The organism is Streptomyces sp. 5-10 (assembly GCF_014712245.1).
Classification (GTDB): domain Bacteria; phylum Actinomycetota; class Actinomycetes; order Streptomycetales; family Streptomycetaceae; genus Streptomyces; species Streptomyces violaceusniger.
Genome location: NZ_JACVYG010000038.1, coordinates 72,136 through 94,314, shown reverse-complemented (window position 1 = coordinate 94,314; position 22,179 = coordinate 72,136). Strand labels below are relative to the sequence as shown.

At 72.9% G+C, this 22,179-nt stretch carries 16 protein-coding genes; 6 read left to right on the top strand and 10 right to left on the bottom strand.

The features are described from left to right. Positions 1–12: 12 nt before the first annotated feature. From IEJ02_RS33005 to IEJ02_RS32985, 5 genes are all read right to left on the bottom strand, one after another. A complete protein-coding gene (locus IEJ02_RS33005) occupies positions 13–1,623 on the bottom strand; it encodes a succinic semialdehyde dehydrogenase (RefSeq protein ID WP_191068179.1) in 1,611 nt (536 codons plus the stop codon). Positions 1,624–1,712: 89 nt separating this feature from the next. Then, positions 1,713–3,566, bottom strand: a complete 1,854-nt coding sequence (locus IEJ02_RS33000) for a serine/threonine-protein kinase (RefSeq protein WP_191068178.1) — start codon at positions 3,564–3,566, stop codon at positions 1,713–1,715. A gap of 77 nt (positions 3,567–3,643) precedes the next feature. Next, positions 3,644–5,395: a serine/threonine-protein kinase gene (locus IEJ02_RS32995; RefSeq protein WP_191068177.1), complete on the bottom strand. Its 1,752-nt coding sequence runs from the start codon at positions 5,393–5,395 to the stop codon at positions 3,644–3,646. 295 nt (positions 5,396–5,690) lie between these two features. After that, complete coding sequence (locus tag IEJ02_RS32990) at positions 5,691–7,058, bottom strand: M64 family metallopeptidase (protein ID WP_191068176.1); 1,368 nt, start codon at positions 7,056–7,058, stop codon at positions 5,691–5,693. A gap of 222 nt (positions 7,059–7,280) precedes the next feature. Further along, the gene (locus IEJ02_RS32985) at positions 7,281–8,639 is read right to left on the bottom strand and encodes an alpha/beta fold hydrolase (protein WP_191068175.1); all 1,359 of its coding nucleotides are present in this window, start codon (positions 8,637–8,639) and stop codon (positions 7,281–7,283) included. 109 nt (positions 8,640–8,748) lie between these two features. Here IEJ02_RS32985 and IEJ02_RS32980 point away from each other — a divergent pair, with 109 nt between their 5' ends. The 3 genes from IEJ02_RS32980 to IEJ02_RS32970 all read left to right on the top strand — a co-directional run bounded on the left by IEJ02_RS32980 (position 8,749) and on the right by IEJ02_RS32970 (position 12,609). Beyond that, positions 8,749–10,155, top strand: a complete 1,407-nt coding sequence (locus tag IEJ02_RS32980; protein WP_191068199.1) for a helix-turn-helix domain-containing protein — start codon at positions 8,749–8,751, stop codon at positions 10,153–10,155. 457 nt (positions 10,156–10,612) lie between these two features. Further along, positions 10,613–11,281 carry a response regulator gene (locus IEJ02_RS32975; RefSeq protein WP_137978400.1) on the top strand — a complete coding sequence of 223 codons (669 nt, stop codon included), beginning with the start codon at positions 10,613–10,615 and terminating at the stop codon, positions 11,279–11,281. After that, positions 11,278–12,609 (top strand): sensor histidine kinase, encoded by a 1,332-nt coding sequence (locus IEJ02_RS32970; protein ID WP_191068174.1) that lies wholly within the window; start codon positions 11,278–11,280, stop codon positions 12,607–12,609. The genes IEJ02_RS32975 and IEJ02_RS32970 overlap by 4 nt, the downstream gene beginning before the upstream one ends. Positions 12,610–12,738: 129 nt before the next feature. Here IEJ02_RS32970 and IEJ02_RS32965 read toward each other — a convergent pair whose 3' ends face one another. Next, positions 12,739–13,116, bottom strand: a complete 378-nt coding sequence (locus tag IEJ02_RS32965) for an STAS domain-containing protein (protein WP_020870562.1) — start codon at positions 13,114–13,116, stop codon at positions 12,739–12,741. 311 nt (positions 13,117–13,427) lie between these two features. Between IEJ02_RS32965 and IEJ02_RS32960 the strand changes: the two genes are divergently transcribed. Both IEJ02_RS32960 and IEJ02_RS32955 read left to right on the top strand, forming a co-directional pair. After that, complete coding sequence (locus tag IEJ02_RS32960; protein WP_191068173.1) at positions 13,428–14,006, top strand: sigma-70 family RNA polymerase sigma factor; 579 nt, start codon at positions 13,428–13,430, stop codon at positions 14,004–14,006. A gap of 395 nt (positions 14,007–14,401) precedes the next feature. Next, positions 14,402–15,742: a zf-HC2 domain-containing protein gene (locus IEJ02_RS32955; protein WP_191068198.1), complete on the top strand. Its 1,341-nt coding sequence runs from the start codon at positions 14,402–14,404 to the stop codon at positions 15,740–15,742. A gap of 99 nt (positions 15,743–15,841) precedes the next feature. On the opposite strand, the gene purU is transcribed toward IEJ02_RS32955, so the two are convergent. Beyond that, positions 15,842–16,711 carry a formyltetrahydrofolate deformylase gene (purU, locus tag IEJ02_RS32950; RefSeq protein ID WP_137978402.1) on the bottom strand — a complete coding sequence of 290 codons (870 nt, stop codon included), beginning with the start codon at positions 16,709–16,711 and terminating at the stop codon, positions 15,842–15,844. Positions 16,712–16,761: 50 nt separating this feature from the next. Continuing rightward, positions 16,762–17,208, bottom strand: a complete 447-nt coding sequence (locus IEJ02_RS32945; RefSeq protein WP_223864866.1) for an SCO4402 family protein — start codon at positions 17,206–17,208, stop codon at positions 16,762–16,764. A gap of 171 nt (positions 17,209–17,379) precedes the next feature. Between IEJ02_RS32945 and IEJ02_RS32940 the strand changes: the two genes are divergently transcribed. Continuing rightward, a complete protein-coding gene (locus tag IEJ02_RS32940; protein WP_191068172.1) occupies positions 17,380–18,690 on the top strand; it encodes an ABC transporter substrate-binding protein in 1,311 nt (436 codons plus the stop codon). Between the two features lie 102 nt (positions 18,691–18,792). Here IEJ02_RS32940 and IEJ02_RS32935 read toward each other — a convergent pair whose 3' ends face one another. Both IEJ02_RS32935 and IEJ02_RS32930 read right to left on the bottom strand, forming a co-directional pair. Then, the gene (locus IEJ02_RS32935) at positions 18,793–20,331 is read right to left on the bottom strand and encodes a hypothetical protein (protein ID WP_191068171.1); all 1,539 of its coding nucleotides are present in this window, start codon (positions 20,329–20,331) and stop codon (positions 18,793–18,795) included. A 419-nt stretch (positions 20,332–20,750) separates the two neighbouring features. Continuing rightward, on the bottom strand, positions 20,751–22,148 hold the full coding sequence (locus IEJ02_RS32930; RefSeq protein WP_191068170.1) for an NsdA family TPR-like regulatory protein: 1,398 nt from the start codon (positions 22,146–22,148) through the stop codon (positions 20,751–20,753). Between the last annotated feature and the right edge of the window lie 31 nt (positions 22,149–22,179).

The window sequence follows — 22,179 nt, the reverse complement described above, 5'->3', positions numbered from 1 at the left end:
GAAATGTGCTGGTCAGCGCAGGCGCAGTGCCTTGAGCGCGCGCAGGCTGCGGGTCATGAAGTCCGCGTATTTCTCGTCCGTCATCCCGAAGGCCGGGCCGAGCGGCATCAGCCGTTGCTGGGCGACCGTCTGCGGTTCGGTGAACCTGAGGATGCCCTCGGAGCCATGGCGGCGGCCGAGTCCGGAGTCGCCCATGCCGCCCATGGGAGACGCGACGCTGCCGAAGGCGGCGGCGTAGCTCTCGTTGAGGTTGACCGTGCCCGCGCGCAGCCGGGTGGCGATCGCGCGCCCGCGCCGGGCGTCCTTGGTCCAGACGCTGGCGTTCAGACCGTAGGACGTCGCGTTGGCGCGCTCGATGGCCTCGCCCTCGTCGCGGAAGCGGTAGACGGAGACGACCGGGCCGAAGGTCTCCTCGGTGCAGACGGCCATCGGGGGCTCCACGCCGTCCAGGATCGTCGGCTCGTAGAAGTAGGGGCCGATGTCGGGGCGGGCGCGGCCGCCGGCGAGGACCGTGGCGCCCTTGGAGACGGCCTCGTCCACATGGCGGGTGACGGTCTCCAGCTGGCGCTCCGAGACGAGCGAGCCCATCTCCGCCCCGTACGCCAGGGCGGTGCCGAGCCGCATGGCCTTCGTACGGGCCACGAAGCGCTCCAGGAAGTCGTCCGCGATCGACTCGTGGACGTACAGCCGTTCCATGGAGATGCACAGCTGCCCGGCGGAGGCGAAGCTGCCGCGCACCGCGCCGTCGACCGCGCGGGCCAGGTCGGCGTCGCGCAGCACCAGCATGGCGTTCTTACCGCCGAGTTCGAGGGAGCAGCCCACCAGGCGGGCGGCGGCGGCCTGGGCCACCTCGCGGCCGGTGCGGGTGGAGCCGGTGAACGCGACGTAGTCGGCGCGCTCGACCACGGCGGGGCCGACCACCGGGCCGTCCCCGATCACGACCTGCCACACCCCGGCCGGAAGTCCGGCCTCCACCATCAGCTCGCGCGCCCACAGGGCGGACAGCGCGGTCTCGGTGTCGGGCTTCATCACCACGGCGTTGCCCGCCACGAAGGCGGGGATCGCATCGCCCACGGAGAGCTGGAGGGGGTAGTTCCAGGGCGCTATGAGGCCCACGACCCCGCGCGGCTGGCGCAGTTCGGTGACCTTGGTGAGGGTGGGCACCGCGCCCAGATGGCCCTTGGGGCGCAGATACGCGGGCGCCTTACGGCCGTAATGGCGGGCCACGATGGCGACGCCCTGGATCTCCTCCTGGGCGTGCAGCCGGGTCTTGCCGGTCTCCAGCTGGATCAGGTCCAGGATCTCCGGCTGGCGGCGCAGCAGCAGATCGTGGAAGCGGAGGAGGACGGCGGCGCGCCGGCGGACGGGCGTCGCGGCCCAGGCCCGCTGGGCGGCGCGGGCGTTCTCAAAAGCGGTGGCGACGTCCTCGGGGGTGGACTCGGGCAGGGCGGCGGCGAGGACTTCCCCGGTGAACGGGGTGTGGCTGACGGTGGTGCCGCTGCCGCCGACGCCCCGGGTGAGCCGCGCGATCAGCTCGGGGGTGACGACGTCGGCGGCGGTGCGGGTGCCTTCGGGGGCGACCGGGTTGCCGGTGCCGCCCTGCGTGATGTGCGAGTCCGTCATGGGGGCGAGGGTAGGCCCGCCCGGCGGCTTTGGGTACCCGGCGGTAACAACTTTCGCCCCGCGGCCCCGGGCGGATCCGCCCAACTCCCTCAGAGCTTGTCGATCTTCAGATTCCGCACGATCCGCTCGTAGAGCTCCTGGCCATCCCTCTGGGCGTCACCGTTGGCGGGCATGGAGACCGTCAGATCCCAGGCGACCTTGGCCTCGTTGACGTACAGGTGATCGCGCTTCACGTACCGGATGGGGTTCTTGTTGCTGCTGGTGCCGTACGGCAGATAGGAAGTGGTGACGTCCCGCGCCTCCCTCCCCTGCTGCTTCGACCCGGCCTTCTCGCTCCTGGCCTCCTCGACCGTCGCCCCGCCGCCGTCCTTGTAGAAGGCGACGATCTGGTCCGCCGCCGCGTCGAGGTTCGCGGGGTCGTTCTCGCCGTCGGGGGTGGAGCGCCGCAGGGAGACGGTGAACACACCGCTGGGGTCGTAGTACGTGACCACCGGGTTGTCCGAGTCGCTGTCGTCCTGGACCCGCCGGTACTCGCCCGGCACGGCCAGGGACGCGCCCACGACATCGCGCTCCTCCCGGACCGTCCAGCCCGGCGGCAGCCCCTCGCTGGAGAACGGCTTCATGATCGTGAGCACCAGGGCGGCCGCCACCACCAGTACCAGGCCGCCCAGCCCGAGTTGCGCCTTACGGTTCTTGTGCAGGATCGGCGGCACGAAGCGGCTGCCCGCTGACTGACCACCGCCCGGCGGGTAGTCGGCCGTGGCGAGCATGGTGGGCACCGACCGCGGCTCCCGCGCCGCCGCCTCCAGGGCCTGCCGCACCTCGGGCGCCGCCGGGCGCATCGCCGGGTCCTTGCGCAGCAGTTGCATGATCAGCGTGGCGAGCGGGCCGGTGGCCCGCGCGGGGACCTGCGGTTCGGAGCCGAGCACGGCCTGGAGGGTCGCGGGGGCGTGGGAGCGGCGGAACGGCGACATGCCCTCGACCGCCGCGTACAGCACGACGCCGAGCGACCACAGGTCGGACTCCGGCCCCGGCCGCTGGCCCAGCACCCGCTCGGGCGCGATGAACTCGGGCGAGCCGACGAAACCACCCGTCTCGGTGAGCCGTTGCTCGCCCTCGATCTGCGCGATGCCGAAGTCGGTGAGCACCACCCGGTCGCTCCGGCCGAGCAGCACGTTGTCCGGCTTCACATCGCGGTGCAGCACGCCCGCCTCATGGGCCGCCGCCAGCGCGCCGAGCACGGCGAGGCCGATCCGGGCCGCCTCGCGCGGATCCAGCGTGCCCTCCATCAGCCGGTCGCCCAGCGACTGGCCGCGCACCAGCTCCATCACGATCCAGGGGCGGCCGTTCTCGACCACCACGTCGTGGACTGTGACGACGGAGGGGTGGTCGATCCGCGCCGCGGCGCGTGCCTCGCGCTCCATCCGCTGATAGACGGTCTGCCGCTCGCGCTCGGGGAGATGGTCGGGGACCCGCGGCTCCTTGACCGCGACGTCGCGGTCCACGATCTGGTCGTGCGCCCGCCATACGGTGCCCATACCGCCGTGGCCGAGGCGGGAGACGAGCTGATAGCGGCCGCCGATGAGCCGCCCGCTGCTCGGGTCCTGGGCGGCGGGGGCGGGAGCGGGAGCGGACTGCCGCGCGCCGGGCCGGTCTTCGGCGGGCGGCTGTCCGGCGGGCGGCTGGGGGCCGCCGCGCGGATCGGAGAACCGGGTCGGCTCGTACGCGCCCCGCGAGGGCCCCTCCGCCCCGGCCTCCTGGCCCGGCTGCTGGGGCCCCTGGGGCGGCTGCGGCCCTTGGGGCCCCTGGGACGTCTGGGGCGCCTCATGTGCCCCAGGTGGCTCGGGTGGCGGCTGTGGCCCCGGCACCGGGGCGGCCGGAGCGTGCGGTGGCCGCAGGCTGTAGCTGGTGGGCTCGTTCGCCCGTCCCCCGTCGTTCGTCATGCGCCCATCATTACCCGGGGGGCGGCACCGCTGTGGAGGCGCGGTGGGCGCTCGTGACAAAGCCGTTGCGACGTCGTTCAGTTCGCCGCGCCGGGGTGCGAGAACGTGGCGGCGGCGGTGTCGAAATGCCGCTTGCCCAGGGATTTCTCACCCACGGGGGCGGATAGCCACAGGTCGTACATTTTGCCGTTTTCGTTCCAGCTCAGGTCGTATGTCTGCCGAGAGCCGCCGTCGTCGGCCGAGCCGTTCCAGATGAACGCCCACAGGGCCGCGGGACGGCCGTTGTGCTCGGTCTCGATGACCTGGCCGCTGCGGTAGCCCGGATAGTTCCGCGGACCCTTGGCGTCCGCCTCACGGCTGAGCCCGAGCGGGCCCTCGGGGCTCTGCTCCTGGACGTGGATCCCGATCCGGAACTCCATACCGGGCGAGTTGTAGTAGACCCGGGGCGCCTTGTACTCGCGGGCGAACCCCTCGGGCACGGCGAGCGAGAAGCCGAGCGGGTCCTCGACCAGCTCATAGCCCTCGGGGATCCGGTCCGACGGGCTCGCCGTGGGCTCGGAGTCCTTCACGGGCCGCTGCGGCGCCTTCTCGGGGGCGCTCGGACTCCGCGAACTCCCCTTGTCCGCGCTCTGGCTCGTATGCCCGCCCAGCGCCGCGTCGCCGTCACCGCCCCCGTCGTCCAGCAGCGCCACGACACCCGCGGCGACGCCGGCGAGCGCGACCACGGCCGCGGCCGCCATAAGGACGGCACGGTGGCGCCCGCCGCGGCCGGAACGGGACCGGGCGGCGGGGGCGGCCGGAGCGGCTACGGGGACGGAGGCGGCCGGGGGCGCGGAAGCGGGGAACGGCGCGGGGGAAGACACCCGGGACGCCGGGGACGCCGGGGACATCGGCGACACCGGGGGCGGCACGGGGACGGACGCCGACGAACCCCGGCCGTCCGGCCCGAACGGCACGCTGGGCTGGGTCGGGGTGTACTCCAGCGGGATCTCCGGGGTGTCGCCCACCTCCTGGGCCATCAGCAGCATCCGCTCGACCTCGTCGGCGCTCAGCCGCTCCTCCGGAGCCCGCCGCAACAGCCCCTCGATGACCGGCTTCAGAGGCCCTGCCGCCTCGGGTATGGGGATCTCGTCGAAGACGACGGCGTGCAGCACCCCGGCCAGCGACTCGCGGTGGAACGGGGATTCACCGCCCACCAGCGTGCAGAGCAGCACCCCGAGCGACCACAGGTCCGACTCCGGCCCAGTGCGCCGCCCCGACATCCGCTCCGGCGCGGTGTATTCGGGCGAGCCCACGAACGAGCCGGTCTCGGTGATCGTGGTCGACCCGGTGACCTGCGCGATCCCGAAGTCCGTCAGCACGACCCGGCCGGTGCCCGACTCCACCAGCACATTGGCGGGCTTGATGTCCCGGTGCAGCACCCCGCGCGCGTGCGCGGCGCGCAACGCGCCCAGCAGCGCGGCCGCGATCCGCCCCGCCTCACGCGCCCCGACGGGGCCGTCCGCGCCCAGCCGGTCGGCGAGCGAGAACCCGTCGACCAGTTCCATGACGATCCAGGCGCAGTCGTCCTCCTCGATCACATCGTGGAGGACGATCACGTTCGGATGCTTGATCTGTGCGACGGTCCGGGCCTCGCGCAGGGTGCGCTCACCGCGCAACTGCGAGTCGAAGGCCGTGAGCCCCTCGTCCACATGGAGTTCCTTGACCGCGACATCGCGGCCCAGCAGCTCGTCGACGGCCCGCCAGACCGTGCCCATTCCGCCGCGTCCGAGCCGTGTGGCCAGCCGGTAGCGGTTGGCGATCAGACGGCCTTCTCCCCCGGTACCCATGGGCTCATCTTGCCTCACGACACGGATGCCCTCGAACACCGGACCACCGACCCGCCCCCACGGGCGATTGAGCCCGGGCGCGCCATACGGGAACGTAGGGCCTGCCGATGTTAACGGGGCGGACCGCGGCCGCCCCCATCGGGCACCTTCGCGCTTACGGCCTCTGAGGTGGCGAGTGGGTCGAAGGGGCCGGAAGCTCTACGGCAACCAGGAAAAGTGGGCCGCCCCGCGGCGGGGGTCCACGGGGCGGCCAGTCAGAGGGGCGCCACAGACGGGGCACCAGTTGGTGGGTTGGTCAGCCAGTGACCTTCCACGTCCGGGAATCACTCAGCAGCTTGCGCAGGGCCGGGTCCTTCACGGCGCTCGTGCCATCCGTCGCCTTCGCGGTGACCTTGTGGGTCGCGCCGTCGCTCGGGACGCCCAGCTCCGCCGGGGTGACGCTCGTCTTACCGTTCGCGGCGGTGACCTCCGTACCGTCCACGTACCACTTCAGCGACGCGCCCTTGACCACGTCCACCTCTATGGCCGCCGACCGCTTGACGGCCGTCGCGGTGGCCGTACGGCTGCTGAGCGCGCTGGCGTGGCGGTAGAAGCCCGCGATCATCGCCTCACGGCCGGGGAGGCTGAACTCCCGCCCCAGGGTGCGCATGATCGAGTTGTCCGTGGGGCGGTTGATGCCCTTGGGGTAGTAGCGGCCGCCCTCGTAGGCGCCGACCGTACCGCCGTCGGGCGAGGTCTGGCCGATCCAGCGGTACCACTTCTTCTGCTGGGCGGTCAGCTGCGCCGCGCTCAGCTTGGTGGCGTTGGACTCGTCGGGCTCGGCGCCCGTGTAGGTGCCGTACTCCGGGTAGAAGTACTCGTCGGCCAGCTTGCCGAGCGAGTGGCCGGTCTCATGGACCGCGATCTGGTCGGAGTCGGCGTGGTCGGAGGCGGCGGTGGCGATGCCGTCGTAGCCGACCTGCGAGGTGAGGGTGTAGCCCGCGCCGCCGTACTTGGTGGAGTTGGACAGCACGACCACCAGATCGGCCTGCGGCGCCTTGGCCGCGTAGGACTCGACCTTGGCGGTGTCGACGCACAGCAGCCGCTCGATGTCGTCGCACCAGAAGTACGAGCCGAGGGCGGTGTCCTTGACGACGCCCTTGGACGGGTCGCCGGAGACACCCGACTGGTTGGAGACGGCGTCCACGGTCCAGACGTTGAAGAGGTCCTTGTACGAGGCGTAGGGCTGCACCGCGGACATCTGCTCCCACTTGGAGCGCGCGTCGGCGTGGAAGTCTTCCTGCTGGCCCGCGGTGTAGCCGTCGCCGATGAAGACGACGTCCAGCTTGTCGGCCGTGGTGCCGTTGTCGACGACCGAGCCGACCTGGCCGTCGGCGGCGGCCTCCTTGGCGGACAGGGAGCGGGCGGCGCGGGTCAGCCGCTCGGGGGCGGCGGCCGGGACCTCGGTGTGGCGGGGGTGGCCGCCCGGGCCGGTGAAGTACTCCACGTCCAGGGTGCGCTGCGACGAGGCGGCGTCAGCAGCGGCTGACGAGCCGGACGCTCCCGGCGACGCCGTGGCCGGCGCGGTCATGGCCGCGGCCGCCGCCAGGGCGATGCCTCCGGCGACGGCCGCGGTGCGCAGGGGGATGCGGCTGCGTATGCGGCTCCGTATGCGTCTGCGCACGGTGGCTCCCGAAGTCCTCGCGATAAGCGGCCAGTTAAGCAGGATTAATTCGCCGCTCAACCTAAGGGGTCCGGGTGTCGGGGGCAATGGGAATTAGGGAAGTGGCTAGGAAATCGGGCACCGCACAACCATGCGGCGGGCTCCTCGCCCAACACCTCCCTTTCTCCCCGTCAACCCCTCCCGACCTGCCGCTCAGCCCCTCCCCGCGCGCTCCCTCCCCGCTCAGCCCCTCCCGTCACGCGCCAGCCGCAGCAGCCGGTCCAGCACCCGGCGGCCCCCGGCCCGGATCCCGTCGTGCTCGAACTCGTCCGTCACCCAGGTGCGCAGGCCCCGGATCGCCCGCGCGGTGGCCAGGGAGTGCTCCGTGTCCACGTACAGGTCGTCGTGGTAGATCACGGCGGCCACCGGCACGGTGTTACGGGCCAGCCGCTCGGTGTCGTACAGCGGGCCCCAGCCGGTGCGCGCGGCGAGCAGTTCGGCGGTGCGGGCGAGCGGGCGCAGCGCCGCGTGGGTGTCGAGCATCCAGGGGTGCACCGTCTCGCCCGTAAGGAGCACCGGACGGTCCTCCGCGACCGCCTTACCGGCGTCGAACGCCGGGAATTCGGCGCGGATCCGCTCCGCGGCCCAGCCGGTGGCCCGGCCGTCCTGGGCGTAGGTCGGCTCCAGCAGGAGGCTGTAGAGCGGGGTGGCGGCGCGGGAGAGGACGGCCGCCGTCTGCTCGCGGAAGGCGTCGCTCAGCCGCGGTCCGTCGGCGGTGGGCACGAACGCGTCCTCCAGGAGGTAGTGCAGCCGGTGCGAGCCGTCGCCGCTGCCGAGCAGGAAGCCGAGCTGCTGGAGGGCGGGGACGGTGAGCCGGGTCCCGTCCGTCAGGACCTCCTCGTGGTCGGTCAGATGCCGCACCAGGGCCCGGACGGTGTCCGCGTCCCGCGGATAGCGGGCGTAGTGGGCGAGCGTCTTGCGCTCCATCCGCGGATAGGCGGTCCGGTAGACGGCGTCCACGTCGGTGCCGGGGTCGATCGCGGGCAGTCCGCCGGCCACCAGCACCGCGTCCAGCCCCTCGGGCGCGTGGGACAGGTAGGTCACCGCGCAGAAGCCGCCGAAGCTCTGGCCGAGCACGGTCCACGGGCGGTCCCCGATGAGCCGGCGCCGGATCAGCTCGCAGTCGCGGACGATCGCGTCGGCGCGGAAGTGGGAGAGGTACGCGGCCTGTTCCTCGGGTCCGCCGCGCAGCGGCAGGGTCTGGCGGTTGGCCGGGGTGGAGCGGCCGGTGCCGCGCTGGTCGAGCAGGAGCACGCGGTATTCGTCCAGCGCGCGGTCCAGCCAGCCGGAGCGGCCCACCGGACGGTCCGCGCCGCAGCCGGGTCCGCCCTGGAGGTAGAGCAGCCAGGGGAGCCGCTCGCGCTCGGCGGCGGATTTGCCCGCGGCGACGACCTCTCGTGCGTAAAGCCGGATCAGCTCGCCCTCGGGAGCCTTATGGTCGAGCGGTACGTCGAAGTGATAGTCGGCGAGGAGCAGTTCCGGCTGACGGACGGTCGTCACGGCGCCCGGCCCGGCCGGTACCGCTGTGCTTGCCTGCTGCATCCTTCAATCCTCACGTTAAATGGACTTAGCTCGGCGATTAAGTTACCGCCGGGGAGAAGAGGGCACGGTGGCCGACAGAAGCGCCGGTGACGGGCGGACGGCGGGAACGGTGACGGGGGCGGCCGGGGCGGAGTCGACCGCCGAGATAGGGCGCCGGGTGCTCAGACTGCGTACCGAACGCGGCTTCACCCAGCGGCAGCTGGCCGAGCCCGCGTACACCGCCGCCTATGTCTCCACCCTCGAGGCCGGGAAGGTGCGGCCCTCCGAGGCCGCGCTGCGCCATCTCGCGGGCCGGCTCGGGGTCAGCTACGAGGAGCTGACCACCGGCCGCTCACCCCGCGACGCCACCCGGCTGCGGGCCGCCGTCACCGACGCCCGGCGGGCGCTGGCGACCGGCGCCGCCGAGGACGCCGCCGTGCTCTTCGCGGAGGTGCGCGACGAGGCGGAGCGGCTCGGGTTCGCCGAGGAGCGCTCGGCGGCCCTGCTGGGGCTCGGCGACTGCGCGCTGGAGACCGGTGACCTCACCGTCGCCCGCGACCACTTCGAGGCGGTGGAGCGGCTGCTCGCCGGTGAACCGCTGCCCCGCCGGATCCCGGCGATCCGCGGCCGGGCCGTGGCCCACCTCCTCGCGGGCGAACTGCGCTACTCCTGCTATCTGCTGGAGAGCGCCATCGACGAGCTCAACGCCTCGGGGCTGCACGACCCGTACGCGCTGCTGCTGCTCTATACGGCGGCCATCGCGCCCTATATGGACATGGGAGCGCACGCCCGTGCCGTACGCGCCGCCGAGTTGGCGCTCGCGCTGGCGCCGAGCGTGGACGACCCGGGGCTCATCGCACGGATGCACCGCGGAGTGGCCCGCACCCTGATCGCCGAGGGGCGGACGGCCGAGGCCGACGCCTCCCTGGCCAAGGCGCAGGAGCTGTACGAGCAGCTGCGCATCCACACCGACCTGGCGCACTGCCACTGGATGCGCGGCTATGTGCACGCCCAGGACGGCAATCTGGAGCGCGCCGAGCGCGAACTGCGCACCGCCCGCGACATGCTGGCCTCCAAGCGGGCCGCGCTGTTCACCGTGCAGGTCGAGGTCGAGCTGGCGGATGTGCTGCGCCGTCGCGGCCGTACGGCGGAGGCGGAGGCCCTGCTGCTGCCGCTGCTGGCGCGCACCCCCGCCGCGAACGCCCCCAAGGGGCCGGACAAGGCGTCGGGCGAGGCCGGGCTGACCGCCGACCGCGGCGCGGTCCACGCGGGCGGTGCCCACCGGCTGCTGGGCCTGATCGCGGACGAACGGGGCGACGCCGAGGCCGCGGAGGAGCACTACTGCGCGGCGCTCTCCCTGCTCGAACGCACCGGCGCCGCCGGTGACCTGGCCGACCTGTGCCGGCTGCTGGGCGACCTGCTGCGCCGGGAGGGCCGCCTGGAGGCCGCGATGGACGCCTACCGCACCGGGCTCGGCCACCGCGCCGCGCCCGGCACCACCACCCTGGGCCCGGCCCCCGCCGAGCCCCCCATGTGAGGCGTCCATCGGCCCCTCCCGCCCCCACCGACCGCCCGCCCGGCCCCTCCCCGTGGTTTCTCGGGGGCCGGCCGGCGCCTGGGTCGCCGGGCGGGGCGCCTGGTCGGGGCGCACCGCACGGCAGGCGGTCGGAGAGACGAACAGGCCGCCGCGTGTGGGGGTCGCGGCGGCCTGACCGCGGCAACGCCCCGCTGCCGTGTCCGCCGAACGCGCATCGGGAGGCACTCCGGCGCGGTCACGGGGCTGGGGTTCGGGACGACCCCACGGGGTGATGCGGCTTGAGATCCACTCTGCCTGCAGGGAGCCGCCGGGGAAATCCACCATTGGTCTGCCGTCACCCCCTCCGACCGGCGGGGGTGTTCCCTCCCACTGACGGAGCCAACCACTCCATATTCGCTCTCCGATGAGGCAGGCTGTCCGGGCAATGGGCATGACAGCTGAGGAGAGGGAGCGGCCGGTGATCCGTGTGGCTGTAGTGGACGACGAGGCGCTCGTACGATCCGGTCTGCGACTGATCCTGGGCACGGCCCCGGACATCGAGGTGGTCGCCGAATGTTCCGGGGCCTTCGCGGTGGACACGGTGCTGGGCAGCAAGGCCGATGTGGTCCTGCTCGACATCCGGATGCCGGACGCCGACGGGCTCAGCGTCCTCAGACAGCTGCGGGCCGCGCCTCGCTCCCCCGCCGTGGCGATGCTGACGACCTTCGACGTCCAGGAGTACCTGGCGGCCGCGCTGCGCGCCGGGGCCGCGGGCTTCCTCCTCAAGGACACCGATCCGGAACAGCTCGTACGTGCCGTGCGCACGCTCGCCGAGGGCGGCAGCGTGCTCGACCCGGCCGTCACCCGCGCCGTGATCGGCGGCTATCTCGCCGCCGAGGCGGAGGCGACGGCGGCCGAGGCCGTCGAGGCGCTCACCCCGCGCGAGCGCGAGGTGCTGACGCTGCTGGGCGAGGGGCTCGCCAATCCGCAGATCGCCGAGCGGATGGGGCTGGCGCCCAGCACCGTCAAGGACCATGTGCGGGCGGTGCTCGGCAAGTTGGGCGGGCTCAACCGCGTCCAGGCGGCGATCGTGGCCGACCGCGCCGGGCTCGTCACCAGCCGTCCGCCGATAGGTGGCCCCCGATGACCGTCTCCCCGCTGCCCCCGCCCCGGAGTTCGCCCCCCGGCGCGCCGGACGCGTCCGGTACGCCCGGCGCGTCCCCGGCCGCGTCGCCCGCGCCCGCCTCCTCCCCCGCCTCGCCGCCGCCCGCCCCGGCCTCCCGGCGGCGGCCGCCGCAGCGGGTCATGCGCTGGGGCTCGCTGATCGTCCCCGTCCTCCTCGCGATCGCCGACGCGCTGCTCGTCAACGGCGTCACCTTGGGCCTGGAGCTCAACGTCTCGCTGGTGGCGGCCGCCGCGCTGCTGGTGCGCCGTAAGCTGCCCGCGCTGGTCTTCCTGGTCACGCTGCCGGGGATCCTCATCGGCTACGTCTGGTTCGCGCCGATGATCGCCCTCTACACGGTGGCCCGGCTCCGCCCCGACCGGCGGCTGCTGGGGATCTCCGCGCTGCTGCTGGCCGCCGCGCACTTCATCCCCTGGCCGGTCTCCGACTTCGAGCCGACCGCGTACCGGGAGAACACCCTCACGCTGATCGACGCGTGTGTGACCTCGGTGGGGCCCATCGCGCTGGGCCTCCTGGTGCGTACGCGCGGGGAGCTCGCCGCCCGGATCGAGGACCTGACCCGCAGTCGCCGCCACGCGGACGAGCTGATCGCCGAGCAGGTGCTGTCCACCGAACGCGCCCGGCTCGCCCGCGAGATGCACGACGTGGTCGCCCATCAGGTCAGCCTCATCAGCCTCCAGGCCGGTGCGGTGCAGATCAGCGCGGAGGACGCGAAGGCGAGGGAGGGCGCGCGGACCATCCGCGAGCTGTCCGTGCGGACCCTGGACGAACTCCGCCATATGGTCGGCATCCTGCGCGCGGCGGGCGGCGACCACGAGGAGCTGACCCCGCAGCCCCGGCTGGCGGATCTGCCCCGGCTGATCGAACTCAGCGCGCTGGACGTCGACTTCGAGACGGACAGCGCGACCCAGCGGCCGGGCCACTCGGAGGCGGTGGAACGGGCCGCCTTCCGCATCGTCCAGGAGGCGCTCACCAACGTCCGCAAGCACGCGCCGGGGGCGCGGGTGACGGTACGGGTCAACGACGCGGAGGGGGCAGCGCACGAGGCGGCTCACGGAGCGGCACACGGGGCGGAGGAGACGCGGGGCCTGCGGGTCGAGGTGCGCAACGGCCCGCCCGACGCCTCCGCCGTGGCCCCGGGGCTGCCGGGCGGCGGTCACGGCCTGGTCGGGCTGCGGGAGCGCGCACAACTGCTGGGCGGCACGCTGGAGGCCGGGCCCACGGAGGAGGGCGGCTTCGTCGTACGGGCCGACTTCCCCAAGACCCCGCGCGTCACGGGTCCGGCGGCATGAACGTGCCGCCGCGCCCCGAAGGGGCGCGGGCTGGGCTGTGTCGATATGCGGCTCCGCCGCGCGGGCGCGACCAGCCACGATGCGGCCGCAGACGCACGACGGCATTTCGCGGCACGTCCAGCGGAGTGCCTAGGCCGACAGCGGGTCGACCGCGTCCTCGTCGTCCTCGTCCAGCTCCGTGGCCGCCCCCAGGTCGGGATAGACGTCGAACAGCCGCCGCACCCCCAGGGCCGCGAGCACCCGGTGCACATGCGAACCGTGCGCGGCGTCCTGCGGCGGCAGGATCAGCCGCAGCCGGCCCGAGCACGACCGCATCAGCCGACGCGCCGCGATCAGTACGCCGACCCCGCTGGAGTCGCAGAACCGGACCTCCGAGAGGTCCAGAACCAGCCAATGGCGGCCCTCGGCGACCGCGTCGTGGACGTGCTGCCGGACTGCGGGCGAGGTCACCAGGTCCATCTCTCCCGAGACCTGGAGAACGACCCACTCCCCCCGCCGGTCCTCCATCACCTTCAACGTCACGCGCCCGAAGCCCTTCGCTCGCCGCTAACCGGAATTCGCTGTTCCCGGGCGGCTGCCCGCCCGTCGGCGCATGAAACTCCCCCAGGCATACGCCTTGAGGAGCGACCCTATGCCGCGCCGAAGCGTTTCGTCTCCCCGATCCCGCGCAAAGTGACCGTCCCAATACCATGCGCGGCCTCGTTCGCACGCACTTTGCCTGATGGACGCGTGTTGTGAGAGCCACCGGCATTACATTCGATATGAACGTGGGCATAGTGCCTGGAGGACCGGCCGGACGACTCGGGATTGGGGGCCGCATGACGAATGACGCACCGCCCCGCTGGGACCGCAGGATGCAACAGCGTCTGGCACGCGGCGAAGCGGCCGCACTCGCCGAGCTCTATGACCGTTTCGCCTCGCTTGTCCACACTCTGGCGCATCGGGTCCTCGAGGACGAGACCGGCGCCGACCGCGTCACCCGGGAAGTCTTCGGCTACGTATGGGAGAACCCGGACGCGTACGACCCCCAGCAGGGCTCGCTGCGCGCCTGGATCGCCATGCTCGCGCAGCGCCAGGCGGTGCACCGGCTACGCGCGTCGCAGACCGCCTCGGCCCGCGGGGACACCCTCACGTCCGAGGCCCTGGAGGAGCGGATCCGCGAGGCGTCCGTGGCCGCCCGCGCCGACTACATCGTCACCTCCATGCCCGCCCCGCTGCGCGCCGCCCTGGAGCTCGCCTACTTCGACCGCCGCGACTACCGCCAGGCCGCGGCCGCCCTCGGGGTGACCGAGGACGAGGCCAGGCGCCGCCTGCGGCTGGGCCTCCAGCTGCTGTCCACGGCCCATGTCCAGCCGCCCCGCGCGGTCTCGCCTCCCGGCTACGGGCGGGCGCTGTGACCGGGCGCGGCGGGCCGGACCCGTACGACGACGCCTACGGCGAGAGCTCCGGCGGCTCCGGGGACGGGAGAGACGGGCCCGGACGGGGCAGCGACGCGGATCCGCCGTCCCACCCCGCCGGGCCACCACGCATACCGCCGCCGCGGTCGGCCGCCGAGGACAGCGGCCACTGGCCGGGCGCCCTGGACGGCGGCATCCCCGCCCCGCGCCCGCCCACGGCGGACGAGGTGGCGGCGGACGAGGTGGCGGCGGACGAGACACCGGTTGACCAGACACAGGTTGGCCAGACACCGGCGGAACGGACACCGGAGCCCCGTACGGCACCCGCCGCGGACTCCGAACCGGAAGCGACACCGACACCGGAGCCGCGCCCGGGCCTTGAGCCGGAACCAGCGCTGGGCCCGGAACCGGAACCGACCCCGGGCCCCGTCCCGGAAGCGAATCCGGAACCGGAACCGGAGCCGCGCCCGACCCCGGAGCCGCGCCCGACCCCGGAGCCACGTCCGGACGCGGAACCGCCCGCCTCCGCATCGCTCCCCGCGCCCGTGGTCGCGCCCGTGCCACCGGCCACCCCCGCCCCACCGGCCGTACCCCTGGCGGCGCCCACGCCCTCCGCGGCGCATCGGCTCTCGCACGATCTGCTCCGCTCGCTGCTCGGCGCCTGGGCGCTGACCGCGTGCTCGCAGGAGGAGACCTCCGCCGTCGAGGCGCACCTCAACCACTGCCCCTCCTGCGCCGAGGAGGCGCTGCGGCTGCGCGACGCGGTCGGGCTGCTGCACACCGAGCACAGCCTGGACCTCGACCCGATGCTGCGCTCCCGGGTGCTCGCGGGCTGTCTGGGCCGCCGCCCGGCGCGGATACCCATGCCCGGCTGGGCCGGTGCCTACGACGCCGAGGCCGCCCGGCTGGACGCGCTGCTGCGCGACATGGGCGAGGCCGAGTGGCGTGCGCCGGTGCGGCTCAAGTGGTTCGACGGGCGGCGGCTCACCGGTCGGGACACCACCGTCGCCGGGGTGATCGGCCATCTGATGGTCGTGGACGGCATCGTCGCCGCCTCCCTCGGCCTCCCCGACCCGATGGGCGCCGGCGCCCCCGGCTCGCCCCTGGCCCGTACGGAGGCGTACTGGCACCACGAGCCCGGCGCCGCGTACGGGGCCGGGCCGCCCGGGGCGGTACGGGAGTTGTGGCGCGAGCAGGGCCATGCCCTGGTCCGTACGGTGTCCTTCGCCGGGCGCGGGGTCGCGGAGCTCGACGTGCCGTACGGCGACTTCGCGCTGCCGATCCGCGACGCGTTCCTCGACCGCGCCCTGGAGTGCTGGGTGCACGCCGGGGACATCGCCGAGGCCATCGACTACCCCTATGAACCACCGGCCTCAGCCCACCTCAAGGCCATGATCGACCTGTGTGCCCGGCTGCTTCCGGGGACGCTGGCCGAGCGGCGCCGGGCCGGGCTCGCGTCCCCGCCCCGCCGGCTGGTCGAGGCGGGCACCCCGGGCCGTACGCTCCATCTCCAGGTGGAGGGCACGGGCGGCGGCGACTGGTACATCCCGCTGGACTCCCCGGCGGCGACGGCCGCGCCGGAGGAGGCGGTGGCGACGATCGCGCTGGACCAGGAGGCGTTCTACCTGCTGGCGTCCGGGCACGTGCCGCCGCAGGAGGCGGCGGCGGGCCTGTCCGGGGACACCGAGGCGATCCGGGATGTGCTCTTCGCCACAGCGTCCCTGTCCCGCCTCTGACCTCTGAGGAGCGCGGCGCCTCTGATGAGCGCTGCGATCGGCCTCGGTCGAAGGGGACCTCGGTCGAAAGCGATCGGCCTCAGTCGAAGGGGATCGGCCTCAGTCGAAGACGACCGTCCGGTGCCCGTTGAGCAGCACCCGGCGCTCGCTGTGCCACTTCACGGCGCGGGCCAGCGCCTGGCACTCCACATCGCGGCCGACCGCCACCAGCTGGTCCGGGGTGAGCCCATGGCCGACGCGCTCGACCTCCTGCTCGATGATCGGGCCCTCGTCCAGATCGGCGGTCACATAGTGGGCGGTGGCCCCGATCAGCTTGACCCCGCGCGCATGCGCCTGGTGGTACGGCTTGGCGCCCTTGAAGCTCGGCAGGAAGCTGTGGTGGATGTTGATGATCCGGCCCGACAGCTCCTTGCACAGGTCGTCGGAGAGCACCTGCATATAGCGGGCCAGCACCACCAGTTCCACGTGCTCCGCGCGCACCAGGTCCAGCAGCCGGGCCTCGGCCTCCCGCTTGGTGTCCTTCGTCACGGGGATGTGGTGGAACGGAATCCCGTAGGAGCCCACCAGCTCCTGGAAGTCCGTGTGGTTGGAGACCACCGCGGCGATCTCGACCGGCAGCGCGCCGATCCGCGACCGGAAGAGAAGGTCGTTCAGGCAGTGCCCGAACTTGCTGACCATGAGCAGGATGCGCATCTTCTCGTCGGCGCGATGGATCTCCCAGTCCATCCGGAAGGACTCGCCGACCGCCGCGAAGCTGGCCCGTAGATCCTCCAGCCGCACCGGCGAGACGGCGCGGAAGGCCACCCGCATGAAGAAGAGCCCGGTGTCACGGTCCCCGAACTGCTGGCTGTCCTCGATGTTGCAGCCGGTCATGAACAGATAGCTCGACACGGCGTGCACGATGCCCTGCTTGTCCGGGCAGGACAGCGTCAGGACGTACTGGTCGGGGACGGGATGTGACTCGCTCATGACTCCATAGCGTCCCACACCCGCGTCCGCTCCCACACCCGCGACGTCGGTCAGACCGCCTGCGTCATGATCGCCAGCACTTCGAGGGTGCGCGGTGGGGTGTCCGGATCCTCGCCGTCGTTGGTGGCCAGCCGCACATGGGCCTCGCGGGCCGCCCGTACGGCCTCCGGCCAGCCATGGTGCTCGAGGTACGCCGAGACGGGGGCGTCCGCGCCCACCTGGTGCATGATCCTCAGCACCCGCAGCACGGCGACATCGACCAGCGCCGCCTCCTGCGAGTCGCGGAAGATCGTCCCGACGTACTTCTCGGCGGACCAGTTGTCCAGCCAGGTGTCCTCGACCAGCCGGTAGACGGCGTCCGTCACATCCCCGTACCCAGGCTGGCCGGCCAGCCAGCACTCCTGCTGGAAGACGGGATCCGAGAGCATATGCAGCGCCGAGCGCACATTGGTGCGCCAGCGCCACCAGGGCATGTCGTTGACAGGCATGGCCCCCATGGTGGTCGAGCGACGGGCGCGACGGGAAGACTTCTCCGAACCTTGCACAGTCACCGATCGTACGTTCTTCACACACAGAGCCGGATCGGCCCCCGCTGTTCACCTCTACGTCACCATCCCTTGTCTTGTCATAGCGGCTGCGTTCCTCGCGAAGCACCAAGCTCGCTTGCCATGACCGGACGGCGACGCCCCTCCTCCCGCCCCTTCCGAGCCGCCATCGCGGCACTGTGTACGGCGGTCGGCGCGTCGCTGCTGTCCGGCTGTGGCGCGGTGCTGTCGAACAAGAGCGACAGCGACCCCATCACCGTCATGACCTGGGCGCCCGAGGGCACCAAAGCGACCAATATGCCGGGAATGCCCGCCATGGCGAAGGCATTTGCCCGCTGGGTCAACGACTCCGGTGGCATCCACGGCCGCAAGCTCGATGTCGTCACCTGCAACGAGCGCAACGACGCCGTCCAGGCCGCCGGCTGCGCCCAGCGGGCCAAGGAGGACAAGGCCGTCGCGGTCGTCGGCTCGTACAGCCAGTACGGCCGGGCCTTCATCTCCCCGCTGGAGGTCGCCGGCATCCCCTACATAGGCGGCTACGGGCTGACGCAGGAGGAGTTCGACAGCCCGTACTCCTATCCGGTCAACGGCGGCCAGGCCGCCCTGCTGGTGGGCAACGGCCGCCAGCTGGCCTCCCGCTGCGAGCGCACCGCGCTCGTGCGCCCCGACACCATCGCGGGCGACGAGCTCCCCCAGCTCCTCAACACCGGCCTCAGGGCGGGCAATCGCGCCGCCGCACGCGACGTCCGCGCCCCCGAGGACGCGGGCGACTACAGCAAGCAGGCCACCACCGCCCTGGAGGGCGTCGGCGCCGACAGCTCCCTCGGCACCGCCGACCAGGGCGCGTCCCTGGAGAGCTCGTGCGTCACCGCGGCGCTCGGCAACCGCACCGGCACCTTCTTCGACTCCTTCCGCCGGGTCCAGGAGAACCATCCGAAGGTGCGGATAGCCTCCATCCTCGGCGGCGTCCGGCAGTCCCTGATCGACTCCACCGGCGGCACCTCCAGCCCCCTGGAGGGCACCTACGCCACCGGCTGGTACCCGGCCGGGGACGATCCGCGCTGGAACCCCATGAAGAAGGTCATCAGCAAGTACGCCTTCGACGACAACCGCATCGACCCGGACGACCCCGGGACGCAGACCACCTGGATCGGCTACACGGTGCTGCGCTCGGTGCTGATGTCCCTGCACGCCGACGACATCAGCGCCCGCACCGTGCGCAACGCGCTGGACAACGGCCACGCGGTCAACACCGGCGGGCTGACGCCGACGCTGCGCTGGGGCTACGACGACACGCTGCACGTGCCCAACTACTCGCGGATCGTCAACGCGGACGTCACCTATCAGATGGTGCGCGGCGGCCGGCTGGTGGCGGTGCGCAAGGGCTTCGTCAACGTGTCCAAGATCCTGGAGCACTACCACCCGGGGGACTGAACCACGGGCCGGGCCGGGGACGGCGGCGCCGCCCCCGGCCACCCGGTCACAGCTGACCGATCACAGCCACCCGATCACAGCCGACCGGTCACAGCCGTCCGGTCACAGGTCGGTGGCCTGGTGCGAGGTGAGGCCGTACTGGGAAGCGATCGGGTTCCACAGCTCCGAGGCCGTCTTCTTGGCGCGGGTCGCCTCGCCGCTCGCCCGCTCGGCCGCCCCGACCCGGGGCGAACGGCGGGCCTTGCCCTTGGGGCAGCCCTTCTTGCCGCCGACCTGGTCGGCCCAGGCCGCGTACTCGTTGTCGGCCCTGGCCGAGGACTTCCACGCCCTGGTGAGCGACGCGGTCAGCCGCGCGTGGTCGGGCAGCTTGTCCACCGACAGCTTGCCGAGCCGGGTCACCAGGTCATTGCGCTGGCCCGCGGCGGTCCGCAGATCCGATGCCGCGGTGGTCAGGTCCTTGCAGGACTTGATGTTGTCCACGGCCTTGATCACCGACGCCCGGCTGTTGTTGCTGTCGGCGAGCAGCGCGTCCAGCGCCTTCGCCTGCGTCTCGACGGGGTCGGCGGCCTTGGACGACGCCGCGGCGCTCGGCGAGGAGCTGCTGAGCGTCGAGTTGTCCTTACCGTCGTCATCGCCGCCCATACTGAGCACGGCTCCCGCGGCGAGCCCGGCGACGGCGCAGCTCGCCACCACCAGGACGCCGATGAGCATGCCCCGCGACATCCGGCGCCGCCCACCGCCGCCACCATCCCGGTGGCCGGACGGCGGTTGCGGAACGTCCTGGCCGAACTGCGGAAGCTGCTGCGTCTCATCGGCGCCACCGCCACCGCCGCCGTCGCGGAACAGACCGTCGAACTCCGAGGGCGGCGGCCGGTCCCCGGGACGGCCGGGGCGGATCGCGTACGGGGCGCTGCCGGGCCGCTCCGGAATCGGCGCGGGCGCTGCGGGCGTGGGCGGGAGCACCGCGGTCTCTTCCGCGGCCGATGCCGCGGGGGGCTGCTGGCGGTGGGCGCCCCGGCGGCCGGGGCGGACGGCGCGCAGCTGGGTGGTGGACTCGGCCGGTGACTCGGGCCGGTTCTCGGGCGGCAGCGGCGCGCTCTTGACCGGGGCGAGCGTGGTGGTGGGGGTGTCCAGGGGCGGCGGGGCCTCACCCGGGACCGGGGGTATGACCTGGGTCGCGTCCGCGTCCCCCGCGGGCTGCGGCGGCAGCACCTGAGTCTCGTCGGCGGCCTGGTACGGCGGCGGCTGCTGGGGCTGGTACGGCGCCGGGACGTTGTGGGGCGGCTGGGCGCTGTGCGGCGGCTGGGCCGGTCTCTCCGGAGCCGTCCAGCCCTGCTGCTGCCCGTACGGCCGCACCTCGGGCGGCGGCGGGGCGCCGAACCCGGCCTGCGGCGGCAGTTCCCCCGGCGGCGTCGGGGCGCCGAACTCACCCGGCGGCGGCAGTTCGCCCCGCCGCGGCGGTTCCGGAGCGCTCTGCGGCCCCCAAGGCTGCCCCCACGCCTGTCCCCCGGCCGGGGCCCCCTGCTGGGCGTCCGAGGGCCTGTAGTCCCCCTGGGCAGGCAGCACAACCCCCTCGCGCACGGGGTGCGCGGGCGGGACCGCGGGAAGCCGCGGCTCATTCCCCTGACCGCTCTGCGTCACCGGGACTCCTTGGTTATACGGAACGACGGAATCGTCGGGTCACGCTACCGGTTCCCCAGAGGGCTCGGTGCCCATGAGCCCATCGGGACGGAGAGAGACTGGTCACCGCGACATGGGGCACATCACCACGATCGGAGACGATATGAACCCCATCCGCACCCGCGGTAAACACAACACAACACACTCCACAACACCCATGCCTCACCACACGCGCATCAGCCACCACAACACCACGCACCCGTAACACCCACACCGCACAACGCCCCACACCCCCCCGCACCCGGCGGACGCCCCAGGCCGAACCCCAGGCTGAACACCAGGCCGGATATCGTGGCCGGAACTCGCAGCCGAATCTCGCGGCCGAATCTCGTGGCCGAATCTCGCGGCCGGATCTCGTGGCCGAATCTCGCGGCCGATGCTCAGGCCACCGGCACCTGGAGCCGCGCCCCGAACTCCCGCACCACCGGCTCGTCCCGATACGGCTCCAAGCGCTGCTGGAAGTCGTCCAGATACTCCGCGCCCCGGTTGGACCGCAGCGTGCCCAGCAGATCCACCGCCTGGGTGCCGACATGGCACGCCTGCTCCACCTCGCGCTGCTGCACATGCGCGGTGGCCAGCAGCAGCAGCCCGATCGCCCGCCGCCGCACCCGCCCCTCCGGATGCCCCTCCAGGGCCTCCTCGGCGCGCCGCCTGGCCTGCTCGGCCTGGCCCAGGTCGCGGTGACAGTGGGCCAGCTCATCGGCGAGATAGGCGTGGTCGAAGTGGCGGATCCAGATGGGCTCGTCGCCCGTGACGGAGCCCGAACCGCTGCCCACAGCACGCTCCATGGCGTCCAGCGCCCGCCCGGCCGCGGCCTGGCAGGCCCGCGCGTCCCCCATCAGGGCGTGGCCGCGCGCCTCGGCCGCCAGGAACATCGATTCGGCGCGCGGCGGCACCTGGCCCCGGGCACCCTCCTGCGCGGCCTTCGCCAGTTGGGCGATCTCCCGGGGATTGCCCAGCTGGGCGGCGAGATGGCTCATGCTGGCGGCGAGCACATAGCCGCCGTAGCCCCGGTCCCCGGCGGCCTGGGCGAGCCGCAGCGCCTGGATGTAGTAGCGCTGGGCGAGACCGGACTGACCGGTGTCGACCGCCATATAGCCAGCCAGCTCCGTCAACCGCGCGACGGCCGCGAACAGTTCCCGGCCGACCGCCTCGGTGTACGAGCCGGCCAGCAGCCCGGAGACCACGCTGTTCAGATAGTGGACGACGACGGGGCGCACATGGCCGCTGCCGTAGCGGTGGTCCAGGTCGACGAGCGCGTCCGTCGTGGCCCGCACCGCCGCGACGTCGGACCGCCCCACCCGGGCGCCCGCGGTGCGCGCCACCTGGGTGTCCGCACCGGTGATCAGCCAGTCGCGGCTGGGCTCGACCAGCGCGGAGGCGGCGACCGTCGAGCCACTGAGGAAGTCGCGGCGCCCCACATCGCTGCGCCACAACTCGCAGACCTGCTCTATCGCGCCGAGGACGGTGGGCGAGAACTGCAGCCCGACCCCGGAGGCGAGGTTCTTGCCGTTGGCCATGCCGATCTCGTCGATCGTGACCGTACGGCCGAGCTTGCGGCCGAGCGCCTCGGCGATGATGCCCGGCGCCCGGCCCCGGGGCTGCTGGCCACGCAGCCAACGGGCCACCGACGTCTTGTCGTACCGCAGATCGAGACCGTGCTCGGCGCCGCACATATTGACCCTGCGCGCCAACCCGGCGTTGGAACAGCCGGCTTCCTGGATGAGCGCCTGCAGCCGTTCGTTCGGCTGCCGCGCCACAAGCGGCCTAGCGGCCATGGCATTACCCCCAGTGACTGCTTGCGTTCTC